This is a genomic window from Butyrivibrio sp. INlla21, from assembly GCF_900116875.1.
In the GTDB taxonomy this organism is placed as follows: domain Bacteria; phylum Bacillota; class Clostridia; order Lachnospirales; family Lachnospiraceae; genus Butyrivibrio.
In genome coordinates, this window is record NZ_FPCC01000005.1 from 71,747 (window position 1) to 86,595 (window position 14,849).

The window sequence follows — 14,849 nt, forward strand, 5'->3', positions numbered from 1 at the left end:
TTATCATATGAACTATGGAAAGAGAGGTATCGTGAATCAGGCGAAAGCCATCAGTTCAGGTACCAATAGATGGGGAAAAAAGTTCAGTCTTTTCGGATTTTGTTTCCTCTTGGCAACAGTAATAGGAGTAATGATCATTGGAGCAAGTGCCGGTATAGGTATGTTTAACGGTATCAAAGATACTGCTCCCGATGTTGGTGATATTGACGTTTCTCCGAAGGGAATGTCTACTTTTGTTTACGATAAAGACGGTAATGCCACTCGTAAGCTTGTAGCAAAAGATTCCAACAGAATTCCAATCGGCAGAGAGCAGATTCCCGACGACCTGGCACACGCTTTTGTTGCGATCGAGGATGAAAGATTCTACGAGCATAACGGTATTGATATTCAAGGTATCATTCGTGCCGGCTTTAAAGTGATCACTTCCGGTAATGCTTCGCAGGGTGCGAGTACCATTACTCAGCAGCTCATTAAGAATAACGTATTTACAGATTGGGTTACAGAAACCAATCTTCTTCAAAAAGGAAAACGTAAGATTCAGGAACAATATCTTGCTATGCAGATTGAGAAAGAATATAGCAAAGATGAGATTCTTACCGAATACTTAAATACGATCAACCTTAGCCAGAACTGTCTGGGTGTTGAGGCGGCCGCAAGAAGATATTTTAATAAGCACGCGGAAGAGCTCACTCTTTCTGAGTGTGCTGTAATTGCAGCCATCACCTCTGCTCCCACAAGATACAATCCTATCAACAACCCGGATAATAACGCCGTAAGAAGACAGATCGTTCTTCAAAAAATGGTTGAACAGGGTTATATCACTCAGGTTGAATACGATCAGGCCAAAGCCGATGATGTTTATTCACGTATTCAGACCGTAAACGAAGAATCTAATGAAGACAACGCGGTTAATACCTGGTTTGATGATGCTCTTATCGATCAGCTCCTTAAGGATTTCCAGGATAAGCTTGGAATGACCAAAGAGCAGGCTACAGCCAAATTGTACAGTGGCGGTCTTAAGATCCTTTCAACACAGGATCCTCATATTCAGGAGATCTGTGACAGAGTATATGCTAACGAAGAGATCTATCCTGCGGGAACCAAGTATCTTCTTAACTTTGCTCTTACTGTAAAGAAGGCAGATGGCTCAACTCAGAATTACAGTTCTGAAATGCTTGAAGTTTACTTCAAAGATGAATCACATGATACTCCATATACAAGCAAAGGCTTTAACAGACTCTTTGACTCAAGAGAAGCTGCACAGGACTGTGCTGATTATTACCAGGAATGTGTAGTTGAAGAGGGCGATGAAGTAGTAGGTGATCCTCATGTAAGAATTATTCCTCAGCCTCAGGTATCGCTGACCATCGAGGATCAACATACAGGTCACGTAGTTGCCATTATCGGAGGAAGAGGTGAAAAGGAAGATAACAGAGCTTTCAACAGAGCAACCGCTTCTCCGAGACAGCCGGGATCTACATTTAAGATTATGTCAACTTATCTCCCCGGTATCGACAGCGGTAAGATCACACTTGCTTCTGTATTCCAGGATGTTCCTACGGCATACTCCCCCGGTGGAAAAGTTGTAAGAGACTGGTGGGGATCCTCAAACGGTGAATGGTACACTGCAAGACGTGCGATCGCAAGATCTGCGAACGTTCCGACAGTTCAGATGTATGCAGTTGTAACACCTGAGCTGGGATATGAATATCTTAAGAAATTGGGCTTCACTACAATAGTCGGAGAAGAAGGCTATAAGGGTGACAAGGCTGTCAACGATATTCATCTTGCAACCGCTCTCGGAGGACTTACAAAAGGTGTCCTTAACGTTGAACTAAACGCCGGCTTTGCTACTATTGCCAACGGCGGTGAATATATTAAGCCCAAGCTTTATACCAAGGTGTTACAGCCTGATAAGAACGGCGGATATGAGGTTCTTCTTGATAATGAAGCTCCCGAATCCACACGTGTAATATCAGAGGCAGCCGCATACATACTGACAGACGCAATGAAAGGCGTTGTATCGGGATCACAAGGTACCGGTACTTCGGTTAATTTCGGAACTACTCCTATAGCAGGTAAGACAGGTACAACAACCGATTATAACGATGTATGGTTTGCAGGTTATACAAACTATTACACCGCAACAACTTGGACCGGCTTTGATAATAATGAAAAGCTTAAATCTTCAAAAGAAAAGAACTTTTCTAAAGAAATGTGGAGAGCTGTAATGGAAGAGATTCACAAAGATCTTCCTTCATCAGACTTCCCTCAGCCTTCATCAGGCTTGGTTAAAGCAACTGTTTGCTCCGAATCCGGAAAGCTTCCTATTCCCGGCGTTTGCGACGGAACACTCACTACCGAGTTGTTTGTAGAAGGTACAGAGCCTACTGAAACCTGCGATGTTCACTATCAGGGCGAGATATGCGCTTTCGATGGTCGTCCCGCTTCAGAATGGTGTCCGTTTAAGACTCAGGGTGTTGTTGCAACTCACCCTGCTCCTCCACCGGAAGTTGCAAGGTTGTATGTAAATGGCGTTCAAGATAACTCTGCATATACTACAACAACTGATGAAGAAGGTAACACGGTTCAAGTTCCGAACACTTGTCACCACACAAATGAGTTTATGCAGCAAGATGGTATAGATGGCATACTCGCAGGTGAAAGAGCCGAAATGGAGCGAAGAGCTGCAGAAGCAGCCGCTGCTCAAGCCGCAGAAGGTGGTGATCCAAATGGAGCTCCTCCGGCACCGCCCGGACCACCCGGACAACCTACCCCCGCTCCTATCCCTGAGGATGTTGCCGCAGGTAACTAAAAAGCTTTAATTTCAGTTGCAAACATAGTTCAATCTATGTATAATCAAATATGTTGTCGCCCGAAAGGGCGACAATAAGCGGATGTGGCGGAATTGGCAGACGCGCTAGATTTAGGTTCTAGTGTCTCCGACGTGCAGGTTCAAGTCCTGTCATCCGCAGTAAAGTGGAAAGCATATATACAGCTTTCCACTTTTTTGTTACAATTCTTTATTACAGACACCATTGTTTTTTCAATGAGTCGGGGAGATTTTTTATGAAAAAGTCTAATAACAATCAGATAACTCAAGGCCCTATTTTCAAGGGGATGCTTGTCTATTTCGTCACCCTCTTGGTTGGCGCTTTTTTTCAACAATTTTACAATACAGTCGATGCCGTTATAGTCGGTAACGTAGTCGGCGCAGACGGTCTTGCCGCAGTCGGCGGTTCCGCTGCCACTATCGTAAATATATTCGTCGGATTTTTTATGGGCTTGTCATCGGGAGCAACCGTTGTCATAGCTCAGTTTTTCGGCGCCAAACAGGAAAAAGAGGTTGAAAAAGCCGTTCATACCGCCATGGCAATTGCTATCGCCGGCGGTATCATAATAACGATTGTAGGCTTTGCTATCACCCCAAATGTCATCTCACTTATGAAGACCTCTGAACGTATAAAAGAGCCTTCTATCATTTATCTTAGGATCTTTTTCCTGGGTATGACCGCAAACCTTGTCTACAACATGGGAGCCGGTATCTTAAGAGCCGTAGGCGACTCCAAAAGGCCGCTTATAGTTCTTATAATCAGCTGCTTTACCAACGTAGGCCTTGACCTGTTCTTCGTTGTTGTCCTTAAAATGGGCTATATGAGCGTCAAAATGGGCGTTATCGGTGTTGCCGTTGCAACTATACTATGCCAGCTCCTTAGCGCCGTTATTGTCGTTACAATGCTTATAAGAAGCAATGATATTTATAAGCTGGTTCTACACAAGATCCGCTTTGACAGGCAAATGTTCACCAAGATAATCAGGATAGGGCTTCCGGCAGGCATTCAGTCAACAATGTACACTTTTTCAAATGCACTTATACAGACTTCGATCAACGAACTCGGAATTGATTATACCGCTGCGTGGGCAGCATACGGCAAGATTGATGTTGTATTCTGGATGGCTGTAAATGCGATCGGAACTTCCGTTACAACCTTTGCGGGACAGAATTTCGGAGCCGGCAAATACGACCGTGTAAAAAAGAGCACCGGATACGCCTTTGTCATTGCTCTTCTTATTACCATACCGCTTAGCACAGTTATGTATTTTTACAGTGATATACTGCTTAGGATATTTATTAAAGACAGCGCCGAAGTCATCAGCATTGGAATTCAGATGGTCAGATTCCTGGTTCCTTTCTATGTAACGTACATATCTGTTGAGATATTCTCAGGTGTACTCAGAGCCATGGGTTCAGCCTTTATTCCGATGATAATAACTCTTTCCGGAATATGCGCACTTCGTGTTATATGGATATTAACGGCCTTCCCTATATTCAAGACGGTTGAAACGGTCGAAGCCAGCTATCCCATCACGTGGATCGTAACTTCCATACTGTTCCTTATTTACTACCTGTACTTTACAAAAAAGCGCATCAAGAACGCAGCTTAACGAAGCGCAAAAACTGAGATATTTAAGTCATAAAGTAGTTAGTGCTTTCTTTCTTCTTTTGGTACAATGGATAAATGAGAAGCATTCTCATAATTGTATTTACGGAAACAATACCGCACAGACAGCGGTCTGAAAGGAGAAAGCATGAAAATATATAATGTTACTGATCCCGAGTTTACAAACTACGGAAGGATCATCGAGGGTTACGAAGAAGAAAAGAAGCAGATCATGGAGGCTTTAAGAGATAAGACTCCCATTCCGGAGGGCACAGATTATGTTGCCGAGGAGCCTGCTCTTCAGTCACTTCCCGCTGCAGATGTTATCACAAACAGCCTCTTTGGCGGATCACCCATGCAGTTTGGATGGTGCAACGGACACAACACCAAGCTCAACTGTCTTGAGTATCATCGTTCAAGCGAGATCAACATGGGCTCTACAGACTTTATCCTTCTTCTTGCAAAAAGAGAAGAGATCGTAGACCACAAGATTGATTCAAGCAAGGTTAAAGCATTCCTTTGCCCTAAGGGCGTTATGATCGAAGTATACGCAACAGCACTTCACTATGCTCCTTGCCAGGCAAGTAAAGATTCCGGCTTCCAGGTTCTTGTAGGACTTCCTAAGGGAACAAACGTAGGTAAGCCTGATTTCAAGCCTGCCAACACAGAGGATACACTCCTTACAGCTACAAACAAGTGGCTCCTTGCTCACGAAGAGTCATCAGAGGCTAAGGGCGGCGCTGTAGTAGGTATCACAGGTGTGAACATCGACATCGCAGGAGATCTGAAGTAATTATATAAATAAATCAAGGCCATGGAAGCGATGCTCCATGGCCTTTTTCATTTGAAAATATGACACAAACAAAATAAAAACCGCTCAAACGCATTGTCTGAGCGGTTTAAAATCATGAGACATGGGGGATTCGAACCCCCGACAACTTGATTAAAAGTCAAGTGCTCTACCACCTGAGCTAATATCCCATATATTATGCAATTGCGCGACGAGATTCGACGCTAACTGGGCTAGCGGGATTCGAACCCTCGTATGCAGCAGTCAAAGTGCTGTGCCTTACCACTTGGCGATAGCCCAATGTTGTAAAAGCATAGTAGCATATTCCGCTGTAGCAATTACAAGCGGGTGGCTAGAGGGACTCGAACCCTCGGTCTCCAGAACCACAATCTGGCGCGTTAACCAACTACGCTATAGCCACCATGTATGGTCACACATGGTTTACTGCAATGTCATGTGTTCAATTTGGAAACATATAATGCTCCCTGTTTAATAAAAAAGAAGTGTGCCCGAAGGGATTCGAACCCCCGACCCACGGCTTAGAAGGCCGTTGCTCTATCCAGCTGAGCTACGGACACACGGTAAAAGAGCAATGCTTGCTCTGCATTGGGATTCTCACTAAACTCGAGAGAATCTTGAATGGTGCTCTGCTCTGGGACTCTCACTAAGTTCGAAAAAACCTCACTAAGTGTTCGCCCATGGTTCACACCAACTTCGTGAAAAACCTCAGTAGGTGTTCCACTCAAAGCGGGTGATGGGAATCGAACCCACGTATCTAGCTTGGAAGGCTAGTGTTCTACCATTGAACTACACCCGCGTGTATTCTGTCTGCGATACGGTGGCTTCCTAATCGGGGTGACAGGATTCGAACCTGCGACCCCCTGCTCCCAAAGCAGGTGCTCTAGCCAAGCTGAGCCACACCCCGTCTCTTTCGCCGTTGTGGCTTAAGCCGTAACGCGAGATTTATTATATAATGATTCTCGATAGCTTGTCAACAACTATTTTATCAATTATAAATATTTGATTTCAGCGTCAATTCGGTCTCCGTCTATGGTTAGGATGATGTAACTCGGTCTCCTTCCCTCCTGTCTCGGATAAGACAAACTTCCGGGGTTAAAGACGTAAACTCCGCCCATAGTCTTGGCTACAGGCTTATGTGTGTGCCCAAAGCATATTATCTCCGCTCCGCGCGACAAACCCTCAGCTCTGATATTCTCAAGATCCATGGATACAAGGTACATATGCCCGTGCGTTAAGAATACGCTGTGCCCATCCAGCGTAAAATCAAGCTCTCTCTTAAGCGTAGAGAAAAAGTCGTTATTGCCGGATACGAAATACACCGGACAGTCTGCGGCGATGGCAAACTTGCCCTCTGAGCCTTCAAAATCGCCGCAATGGATTATCCCGTCAAGATTCTCCTCTATATCAAGGACCATATAAAAATTGTCATCTCTTCCGTGAGTATCACTCACCATCAAATACTTGTGCATACCGTTCTCCCGTTAAGGATTTTAAACAAGCTCCGCCTTCAAAAGCTCAGCCATCTCTCTAAGTGCTTTTCCTCTGTGACTTATGGCATTCTTTTCATCAGCAGATATCTCTGCGCTTGTCTTTCCGTACTGCGGAAGAAAGAATATCGGATCATATCCAAATCCGCCTGTTCCGGCGATTTTGTAGCCGATTATGCCTTCCATGTTACCTATTGTAGACAGTTCTTTTCCCCCTGGTAAAACCGCCGATATCGCGCATACGAACCTGGCTGTGCGCTTCTCATCAGGTACTCCGTTTAGTCTTTCGATAATATTGTTGTTCTTCTCGGTATAAGAAGTATCTCTTCCCATATATCTGGCCGAATAGATACCGGGCTCTTTGTTGAGATAATCAACCTCAAGTCCCGAATCATCTGCAAGAACTATAGTCTCCTGCGCTGCCTTGGCATCCGCGTTCTTAATAAGCTCGTACACTCCCCTTGCTTTTATCATTGAATTTTCTGAAAAAGTAGTGCCGTTTTCCTCTATATCTCCTTCAACACCGGCCTCTTTCATCGAAAGGATCTCAGCGCCAAGTCCGCCCAAAATCCCACGTATTTCTCTCATTTTTCCTTCATTTCCTGTCGCAAATACTATTCTCATTCCATCTCCTCAAATGCTTCCAAAACGGCATCATATATGCCTTCTGCAGCTTTTTTCTTATATCCTGCGGATTCAAGGAACTTGCTGTCCTTAGATCCGACTTCTATCCGCGCACCCGGGACGGTCGATTCCATCAGGAATCTGTCGTCTTCCTCGAGGGCGAATATCCCTATGGCTTTCGCACCTGTTTTTTTGGCGCAGTTTCTTTCAAGCTTATCCGCAAATGCAGCGTTGTTTAATCCTCTGGTAAAAAAGATATCGTTGTACCTGGATATGACTCCTTCTTCCGCGTAGTCTTTGCCTGTTCCGATCTCAACGACCAGATCCGCTTCCGAAGCCTTTATCGCATCAATTCTTTTCTGCTCGGTGGCGGCAACATCTGCCGTTCTTGTAAAAAAGAATTTGATATTATTATCACTGTCTTTTTCAGAAAGCTCCTTAAGCGTCATTGCAACATCAAGTGCAGCGTCCGAAGAGGAAGTATTCGATGTACTTTCCTTGCTTTCTCCGTCATAAGCAGGATTGACCAAAACTATCTTATCATATTTCCGCGAAGGCCTTGCAAACTCAATCTCTATAGTGTTTGACTCTGTGAGTGAGCTTTCATTGACATAAAAGTCATCCAGCTTAAAATCAAGGCATACGCTGCCCGTATCGTTCTCTTTGTAGCATATCGCACTTTCAAAGATATCCAGATCCGTCACCACAGCATTATCAAGGTAGAACCCTTCCTCCCTGCTGTCGATGTGTATCAAAAGCTCGTGATCCATGTATCCGTCCTCAAGCACGATATCATCGGAGCTTACGCTCTTAGAAAGAGGAATCGTAAGCTTTCCTTTTTGAGAATCCGAAACATTCCTGTCAACAAGTATCTTATAGGCATCCTTGGCAGTTCCGCGGTCAATCGTCACACCTGACGCATCGGTTATCATAATGTGCTTGGTAGCCGATCTCTGAAGCATGACCGCAATGGATATAACGCCGAATACCGTCGCCTTTATGGCAAACCTTTTCATCGCTGCATTATCCATAGCTTATCACTCGCTTCTTCTTGGTGGCTTGGGCCCCATGAACTGATAAAAATATGTCTTCAACATTCCGTTATATATCTTTCGATTCTTATCGGCTTTCCTTCCGATATACTTTTCCGCCTGCTCATATCCGCTGATAAGATACATTGACCACGAATCAAGACTCTTGTATCGCTCACCAATTGTCTTATAAAGCGCAGGAAGCTCGCCTCCTTCACCGATTCTTTCGCCGTACGGAGGGTTTGTTATGATAAAGCCGTATTTCTTCCTGTGACTGAGATCCGCTATATCCCTCGCCTGGAAGTGGATCATATTCTCAACGCCGGCCTTTGCCGCGTTTATCCTTGCTATATCAACCATTGCCGGATCAAGGTCATATCCCTGAATATCGGTATCAATATCGGTTATGATCTCATCCCTGCACTCATCTCGTACATCCTGCCAGTTCTGAGGTGTAATTATATGCGTCCATGCTTCTGCCGTAAAATGCCTGTTCATGCCCGGCGCGATGTGCGCAGCCATCATAGCTGCCTCAATCGGAATTGTTCCGCTTCCGCAAAAAGGATCCACCAAGATCCTGTCTCCGTGCCATGGAGTAAGCATGATAAGCGCAGCCGCAAGATTCTCCGCTATGGGAGCCTTGGACTCAAGCTTTCTGTAACCTCTTTTATGAAGTGAATCTCCGGTCGTATCAAGCGCTACCGTCACTTCGTCTTTCATTAAAAAGACTCTGATGGGATAGCTCTCGGCATCCTCCTTAAACCAGTCGGTGTGATAGCTCTGCTTCATGCGTTCAACAATGGCTTTTTTTACAATTGACTGAATATCTGAAGGGCTAAAGAGCTTACTCTTAACACTTGACGCCTTTTTAACCCAGAACTTACCTCTCTCAGGGATATACTCTTCCCACGGGAGCTCTTTTACCCCCTGGAAAAGTTCTTCAAAAGACTGCGCTCTAAAGCTTCCTACCTTTATAAGTATCCTCTCGGCAGTTCTCAACCCAATATTGGCACGGCATACCGCGTCCGCATCTCCCGCAAAGGTGATCCTACCGTCGGAAACCTCTGTTATATCGTATCCGAGATCTATTATTTCTTTTTTAAGTACTGCCTCCAGTCCGAAATGGCACGGGGCTATCAGTTCAAATTTTCTCATAGTTAAAAGTATACCATATTTCCTATCACATAATAAAAAAGAGAGAACAGCAATCTGCTCTCTCTTAGCTTAGATGTGAGTGACAAGATTCGAACTCGCGACCTTCTGGTCCGTAGCCAGACGCTCTATCCAGCTGAGCTACACTCACATAATGTCGCCTGCGGCAACAAAGTATATTATATGCACCGCAGGCGAAGTTGTCAACACATTATTATTGTTTGCGCGATGTGCGCGTTTACTGTCAGCTACTGTACGGAGAATAGCTTCCCTTCATAGCAGCTTCAGCTGCTTTGGTCTGAGCTACAAGCTTCTCCATGTCAGGTCTTGCAAACTCAAAGCACGCAAGTAATGTAGGTGAAAAGACTCCGCACTCGCCGTTCTTTATCATCTCATAAGCCTTATCAACAGGATACGCGGATTTATAAACACGATCACTTACAAGTGCGTCATATACATCGGCAAGAGCCGTAAGCTGAGCACCGATCGAGTTGTCTTCTCCTACGAGTCCGTCAGGATATCCGCCACCGTCGTATCTCTCATGATGATGCCTGCATATATCAAGACACATCTCATAGTACTCTTTGTCCTGAATATCCTTGAGCATCTCTATTACTTCGCAGCCCCTTGTAGTGTGAGACTTCATCACCTCAAATTCTTCGTTTGTAAGTCTTCCGGGTTTCAAAAGAATGGAATCCGGAACAGATATCTTACCTATATCATGCATAGCCGATGCCTGCGTGATAACATCTATAAGATGAGGCGTAAGCCCGACCTTGGGATAGTTATTCATTGCAGTAAGAGCAAGTATTCTTACAAAGCCCTTGATCCTCTTAAGATGATAGCCGGACTCCATATTTCTGAACTCAACGATAGTCGCAATGGTATCTATAACTTTTTCATTGCTGTAACGAAGCTTTTCTTCCTGCTTTTTAAGATAGATAAACTGCTTCTTTAAGACTCTCGTCTGATCGTCTGTCTGCTTTTCAAGATTATTCTTGCGGTCGAAAAGCTCAACCGTTCTTGACACTCTCCTGTTTACGATAACAGGATCAAAAGGCTTGTGAACAACATCAGCCGCTCCGTACTGGTAGCTTGTACGTTCAGCTTCCGTAGAAGTGTCCGCCGTTATCATGAGAACAGGAATAGTCTCATTGAGATTATCCTTTTGCGCCATTGCTTCCAAAACCGCATAGCCATCCATTTCAGGCATAATGATATCGAGCAAAACAGCGGCAAGATTGTCCTTGTTTTCCTCAATCATCTTCATAGCTTGCACGCCATCTCCGGCTTCAAGGATATTATATTTATCTTTGAATATTTCTCCCAGTATTCCTCTGTTGATCTCGTTATCATCAACGACAAGGATTGAGCGTTCTGCCATAAATCCTCCTAAAATAGGGATATATTAGTTGCTGTATTTTTCTACAATTGCTGCGCAGCCCATTCCACCGCCTACGCACAATGTTGCAAGTCCTTTTTTGGCATCTCTTCTCTGCATCTCATAAAGAAGAGAAACAAGAATTCTGTTTCCTGAGCATCCAACGGGATGTCCGAGTGCGATAGCACCGCCGTTTACATTAAGAACATCATTGGAGAATCCAAGGTCGTGCTGAACAGCTACAGACTGTGCGGCAAATGCCTCGTTAGCCTCGATAAGATCAAAGTCTCCGATTGAATATCCAGATTTTTTCATAACTTTATTTGTAGCAGCTACAGGTCCGATACCCATGATGCTGGGCTCTACGCCTGCAAGCTCACCTGCGATCCATGTTCCGAGTGGCTTTACTCCAAGCTCTTTTGCCTTCTCTTCGCTCATTACGATGATAGCAGATGCAGCGTCGTTAATTCCCGAAGAATTGGCTGCCGTAACCATACCGTCTTTTTTGAACGCGGGCTTAAGATGTGAGATTCCCTCAGCTGTAACTCCGCTTCTGGGGCCTTCATCCGTATCAAAAATAATTGTCTCTTTCTTTTTCTTAATCTCTACGGGAACGATCTCTTCCTTGAACTTGCCGTCTGCGATAGCCTTCTCAGCCTTGTTCTGAGACCAAGCCGCAAACTCGTCGAGCTGCTCTCTTGTAAGATGCCACTGCTCAGCGATATTCTCGGCTGTGATACCCATGTGATATCCGCCGAAAGCATCTGTAAGAGCGTCCTTGATCATAGCATCCTGAAGCTCTCCGGAGCCCATACGATATCCGTAACGTCCCTGCTGCATAAGATAAGGAGCCATTGACATGTTCTCCATACCGCCTGCTACGATGATATCAGCGTCACCCATAGAAATGAGCTTAGCTGCAAGGTTTACACAATGAAGTCCCGATCCGCAAAGTACGTTGATTGTTGTCGCGGGAACCTCAACGGGTATTCCTGCATTTAATGCAGCCTGTCTTGCGGGATTCTGTCCAAGTCCTGCCTGGATAACGCATCCCATATATACTTCATCAACCTGCTCGGGTTTAACTCCCGCGCGGTTTAATGCTTCCTTGATTACAATTGTTCCGAGTGCCGGAGCCGGTGTTGTGCTGAGCGCTCCACCCATTGTTCCTATTGCTGTTCTGCAGGCACCTGCAAGTACTACTTTTCTAGCCATTCTTACCTCCGATTTTATACACTATACCAATTATTATTTTATCACTTTAATGATTAGTGCTCAACGTATTTGTGTGAACACAATTTCTCATTAAAGGCCGTGCGCCTCTAGTAGTTCACTGTTTCCAAGGACATCTTCTGTCCTTCCGTCAAAAACGATAGTTCCTTCATCCAAAAGAATTGTTCTATCACAGGTCTTACTGACAAAATCAAGATCATGCGATGCAATTATCTTAAGTCCGCCGATGCCCTTTAAAACCTGAATCAGATTTCTTCTGTTCCTCGGATCCAAGGCCACTGAAGGCTCATCCATGATTATTATATCAGGTTTCATCGAAAGAATCGTAGCAATTGATGCAAGTTTCTTTTCTCCGCCCGATAATTTGTACGTCTTATTATCTCTAAGATTCTCTATTCCGACAAGTCTTAAAGCTTCGGAAACTCTTTCTTCCACCTCTTCTTCCGAAAGCCCGTAATTACGAGGGCCGAAAGCCACGTCGTCTTCGACCGTTGTTAAAAAGAGCTGGCTGTCGGAATCCTGAAAAACATATCCGATGTGTTCTCTTATGTGATCCAGATTCTTTTTGTTCATCTTATGCCCGGCAACCGTTATATCACCGGTATAATCAAGAAACAGACCCACCATCAATTTCATGAGTGTGGATTTTCCTATTCCGTTTGCGCCGACAAGTCCAATACTTTCACCGTAATTCGCGGTAAAAGAAATGTCTTTTAAAACAACAGAATCTTTTTCATATGAAAAACTAAGTCCTGAAATATTCAGAAGTTCTCCGCTTACTCCGGTCTTCATAAAACACCTCTTCCCGCATAAAATCTAATAAACAAAAGTATCAACACCCACACTATCGGATAGATAACGTCAATCTTTTTTACTCCCTTTTTCTTGGGAATGAAATCTCCTTTGAATCCGCGAAGGTGCATGCTCTCATACACAATCCTCGCTTTATCCATGCTTCGGAGGAGCCACTGTCCGACAAGCGTTCCCCAGGATCTGTATTCTATTCCTTTTTGTCCGGGAGCTCTCAGCCTGTAAGCAGTATATATCCTGTCCGCTTCGTTCGACATAACATCAATGTATCTATATATCAGCATTATAACAATTACAATTATCTTGGGAACTTTGACCGTTCTAAGCGCATAGCAGATATCGTCTATGGAAGTTGTAGCAATGAGCGCATAGACCGCCAGCACCGTATAAAGACCTTTTATCATAAGAGTAAGCATCGAGACCATTCCGCCGCTAACCGAATATCCCGCGATCATAACCGTAGTCTTATCAAGGAAAGGATTGAATATTCCAACAAACAAAACCAGCGGAAGTATCAATCTCATTCTATAGATTCCATCTTTAAAAGAAAGTTCGCCTATGATAAAAGTAAAGATAATATATACAGACAAAAGAATCAGCGGAACAATATCATACTTTCCTACTGATGTGACCAAAAAAATGTAAATAACGCTAATAAGCAGCTTCCCCAGAGGATGAAGGTTATTCATCCAATGGGAACGCTGCTGAAGATCCTGAAGTTTATTTAATTCAACAAGTCTTTTTTCAATAGAATTCATTAAGCTGTTTTAGTCTCTGTCTTTTTCCTAAAGAACCTGAAAACATAGCAGAATACAGCCGAAAGTGCTGCAACAAGGATAGCTCCAACTATGCCTGAGAAGCTTGTTCCAACGGCTGCTTCACTGTCAGGGAATGCATAGTCGGGTAAAAGAGATGTGGTCTCCTGAATGGATTCCGCAGTCTCATATACCGTTCCTTCTGCTTCAAGCTCTGATGTTCCGGCAACCTGCTCCATAGACCATTCAAGTCCGTCAGGGAATGCCGATGCATAAAGTGATACAAATCCTCCGCAGATAAGTGCTGCCACTGCCAATACTATGATTGTTTTCTTTAAGGATAACTTTGCTTCCTTCTTTTCCGAAGCCTCGCCAACGCCCCAAAGAAGCTCAGGTCTTGCTTCATATATAAAGATAAGGACTGCTGATGTAATAAGTCCTTCAACAAAACCGATAGCAAGGTGAATCGGCTGCATTGTTGCTACAAAAGTCGAAAACGGAAGCTCCGTAATTCCCGATATCAATGTTTCAAGTGTAACCGAGAATGCACCAAGCTGCAAGGTAAGAACGCATCCCAATATCGATGCGAGAATTATCTTGGCTCTCGAAGCTCCTTTCTTCATTATTGGACGCCATATGAGCAGCGCTCCTACAAAGCACCCGTAAAAAGCCATATTCCAAACATTACATCCCAGCGCCATAAGTCCGCCGTCAGCAAACAAAAGACACTGGACAAGCAGTACTCCTATCATTGTAAGGAATCCCGCATAGGGTCCCAAAAGTGCGGAAAGCATCATTCCTCCGCAAAGATGTCCCGAAGAACCTGTTCCGGGAATCGTGAAATTAAGCATCTGCGTTGCAAACACAAAAGCTCCCATGACACCCATTACAGGAATCTTGGATTCGTCGCTTTCCTCTCTTACTTTCTTTACAGAAACGCCTGCCGCTCCTGTAGATAAAACATACATTGTTCCGGCAACCGCAGGAGCAATTAGAGCATCCGCCATATGCATGATATTTTTCCTCCAAATACTTTTCTGAGTTTAGTTTTAATCTCATCAAAAGTATAGTTATAGAAAAATAGCGCCGCAACCCCCCTAGGGGGATTGCGACGCAATAAACT

The 14,849-nt window shown here is 44.3% G+C and carries 12 protein-coding genes and 8 tRNA genes; 4 read left to right on the forward strand and 16 right to left on the reverse strand.

The genetic code is table 11. The features are described 5' to 3' along the window. Positions 1–7: 7 nt before the first annotated feature. The 4 genes from BM377_RS03930 to BM377_RS03945 all read left to right on the forward strand — a co-directional run bounded on the left by BM377_RS03930 (position 8) and on the right by BM377_RS03945 (position 5,235). On the forward strand, positions 8–2,815 hold the full coding sequence (locus BM377_RS03930) for a transglycosylase domain-containing protein (RefSeq protein WP_092244056.1): 2,808 nt from the start codon (positions 8–10) through the stop codon (positions 2,813–2,815). A 78-nt stretch (positions 2,816–2,893) separates the two neighbouring features. After that, positions 2,894–2,974: transfer RNA gene (locus tag BM377_RS03935), tRNA-Leu, on the forward strand. Between the two features lie 95 nt (positions 2,975–3,069). Beyond that, positions 3,070–4,446, forward strand: coding sequence for an MATE family efflux transporter (locus BM377_RS03940; protein WP_092244059.1), 1,377 nt, complete (start codon positions 3,070–3,072; stop codon positions 4,444–4,446). Positions 4,447–4,590: 144 nt separating this feature from the next. Further along, the gene (locus tag BM377_RS03945) at positions 4,591–5,235 is read left to right on the forward strand and encodes a DUF4867 family protein (protein ID WP_092244062.1); all 645 of its coding nucleotides are present in this window, start codon (positions 4,591–4,593) and stop codon (positions 5,233–5,235) included. 115 nt (positions 5,236–5,350) lie between these two features. On the opposite strand, the gene BM377_RS03950 is transcribed toward BM377_RS03945, so the two are convergent. The 16 genes from BM377_RS03950 to BM377_RS04025 form a co-directional block, all read right to left on the reverse strand. Next, positions 5,351–5,423, reverse strand: a tRNA-Lys gene (locus BM377_RS03950). A gap of 37 nt (positions 5,424–5,460) precedes the next feature. Then, positions 5,461–5,532: transfer RNA gene (locus BM377_RS03955), tRNA-Gln, on the reverse strand. A gap of 47 nt (positions 5,533–5,579) precedes the next feature. Continuing rightward, a tRNA-His gene (locus BM377_RS03960) sits at positions 5,580–5,653 on the reverse strand. An 83-nt stretch (positions 5,654–5,736) separates the two neighbouring features. After that, positions 5,737–5,810, reverse strand: a tRNA-Arg gene (locus BM377_RS03965). A gap of 168 nt (positions 5,811–5,978) precedes the next feature. After that, positions 5,979–6,049, reverse strand: a tRNA-Gly gene (locus tag BM377_RS03970). A gap of 33 nt (positions 6,050–6,082) precedes the next feature. Further along, positions 6,083–6,157 (reverse strand) — tRNA-Pro (locus tag BM377_RS03975). 85 nt (positions 6,158–6,242) lie between these two features. Further along, on the reverse strand, positions 6,243–6,722 hold the full coding sequence (locus BM377_RS03980) for a metallophosphoesterase family protein (RefSeq protein ID WP_092244065.1): 480 nt from the start codon (positions 6,720–6,722) through the stop codon (positions 6,243–6,245). A gap of 21 nt (positions 6,723–6,743) precedes the next feature. After that, entirely contained in the window at positions 6,744–7,364 is a 621-nt protein-coding gene (rdgB, locus tag BM377_RS03985; protein ID WP_092244068.1) for an RdgB/HAM1 family non-canonical purine NTP pyrophosphatase, read from the reverse strand. Beyond that, the gene (locus BM377_RS03990) at positions 7,361–8,395 is read right to left on the reverse strand and encodes an N-acetylmuramoyl-L-alanine amidase (protein WP_092244072.1); all 1,035 of its coding nucleotides are present in this window, start codon (positions 8,393–8,395) and stop codon (positions 7,361–7,363) included. The genes rdgB and BM377_RS03990 overlap by 4 nt, the downstream gene beginning before the upstream one ends. A 6-nt stretch (positions 8,396–8,401) precedes the next feature. Beyond that, a complete protein-coding gene (locus tag BM377_RS03995; protein WP_092244075.1) occupies positions 8,402–9,550 on the reverse strand; it encodes a THUMP domain-containing class I SAM-dependent RNA methyltransferase in 1,149 nt (382 codons plus the stop codon). A gap of 74 nt (positions 9,551–9,624) precedes the next feature. Further along, positions 9,625–9,698 (reverse strand) — tRNA-Arg (locus BM377_RS04000). Positions 9,699–9,791: 93 nt separating this feature from the next. Then, on the reverse strand, positions 9,792–10,931 hold the full coding sequence (locus BM377_RS04005) for an HD domain-containing phosphohydrolase (RefSeq protein ID WP_092244079.1): 1,140 nt from the start codon (positions 10,929–10,931) through the stop codon (positions 9,792–9,794). A 24-nt stretch (positions 10,932–10,955) separates the two neighbouring features. After that, positions 10,956–12,143: an acetyl-CoA C-acetyltransferase gene (locus BM377_RS04010; protein WP_092244081.1), complete on the reverse strand. Its 1,188-nt coding sequence runs from the start codon at positions 12,141–12,143 to the stop codon at positions 10,956–10,958. Positions 12,144–12,233: 90 nt separating this feature from the next. After that, positions 12,234–12,953: an energy-coupling factor ABC transporter ATP-binding protein gene (locus tag BM377_RS04015; RefSeq protein WP_092244084.1), complete on the reverse strand. Its 720-nt coding sequence runs from the start codon at positions 12,951–12,953 to the stop codon at positions 12,234–12,236. Further along, positions 12,950–13,729, reverse strand: coding sequence for a cobalt ECF transporter T component CbiQ (gene cbiQ / locus BM377_RS04020; RefSeq protein ID WP_092244087.1), 780 nt, complete (start codon positions 13,727–13,729; stop codon positions 12,950–12,952). The genes BM377_RS04015 and cbiQ overlap by 4 nt, the downstream gene beginning before the upstream one ends. Continuing rightward, positions 13,729–14,739: an energy-coupling factor ABC transporter permease gene (locus BM377_RS04025; RefSeq protein ID WP_092244090.1), complete on the reverse strand. Its 1,011-nt coding sequence runs from the start codon at positions 14,737–14,739 to the stop codon at positions 13,729–13,731. The genes cbiQ and BM377_RS04025 overlap by 1 nt, the downstream gene beginning before the upstream one ends. Positions 14,740–14,849: the final 110 nt, after the last annotated feature.

Excerpts from the sequence above, each read along its gene's own strand:
- BM377_RS03945 (WP_092244062.1), top strand. The coding sequence starts at position 4,591 with ATGAAAATATATAATGTTACTGATCCCGAGTTTACAAACTACGGAAGG.
- cbiQ (WP_092244087.1), bottom strand. The coding sequence starts at position 13,729 with ATGAATTCTATTGAAAAAAGACTTGTTGAATTAAATAAACTTCAGGAT.
- BM377_RS03980 (WP_092244065.1), bottom strand. The coding sequence starts at position 6,722 with ATGCACAAGTATTTGATGGTGAGTGATACTCACGGAAGAGATGACAAT.
- BM377_RS03990 (WP_092244072.1), bottom strand. The coding sequence starts at position 8,395 with ATGGATAATGCAGCGATGAAAAGGTTTGCCATAAAGGCGACGGTATTC.
- rdgB (WP_092244068.1), bottom strand. The coding sequence starts at position 7,364 with ATGAGAATAGTATTTGCGACAGGAAATGAAGGAAAAATGAGAGAAATA.
- BM377_RS03995 (WP_092244075.1), bottom strand. The coding sequence starts at position 9,550 with ATGAGAAAATTTGAACTGATAGCCCCGTGCCATTTCGGACTGGAGGCA.
- BM377_RS04025 (WP_092244090.1), bottom strand. The coding sequence starts at position 14,739 with ATGCATATGGCGGATGCTCTAATTGCTCCTGCGGTTGCCGGAACAATG.
- BM377_RS03940 (WP_092244059.1), top strand. The coding sequence starts at position 3,070 with ATGAAAAAGTCTAATAACAATCAGATAACTCAAGGCCCTATTTTCAAG.
- BM377_RS04010 (WP_092244081.1), bottom strand. The coding sequence starts at position 12,143 with ATGGCTAGAAAAGTAGTACTTGCAGGTGCCTGCAGAACAGCAATAGGA.
- BM377_RS04005 (WP_092244079.1), bottom strand. The coding sequence starts at position 10,931 with ATGGCAGAACGCTCAATCCTTGTCGTTGATGATAACGAGATCAACAGA.
- BM377_RS04015 (WP_092244084.1), bottom strand. The coding sequence starts at position 12,953 with ATGAAGACCGGAGTAAGCGGAGAACTTCTGAATATTTCAGGACTTAGT.
- BM377_RS03930 (WP_092244056.1), top strand. The coding sequence starts at position 8 with ATGAACTATGGAAAGAGAGGTATCGTGAATCAGGCGAAAGCCATCAGT.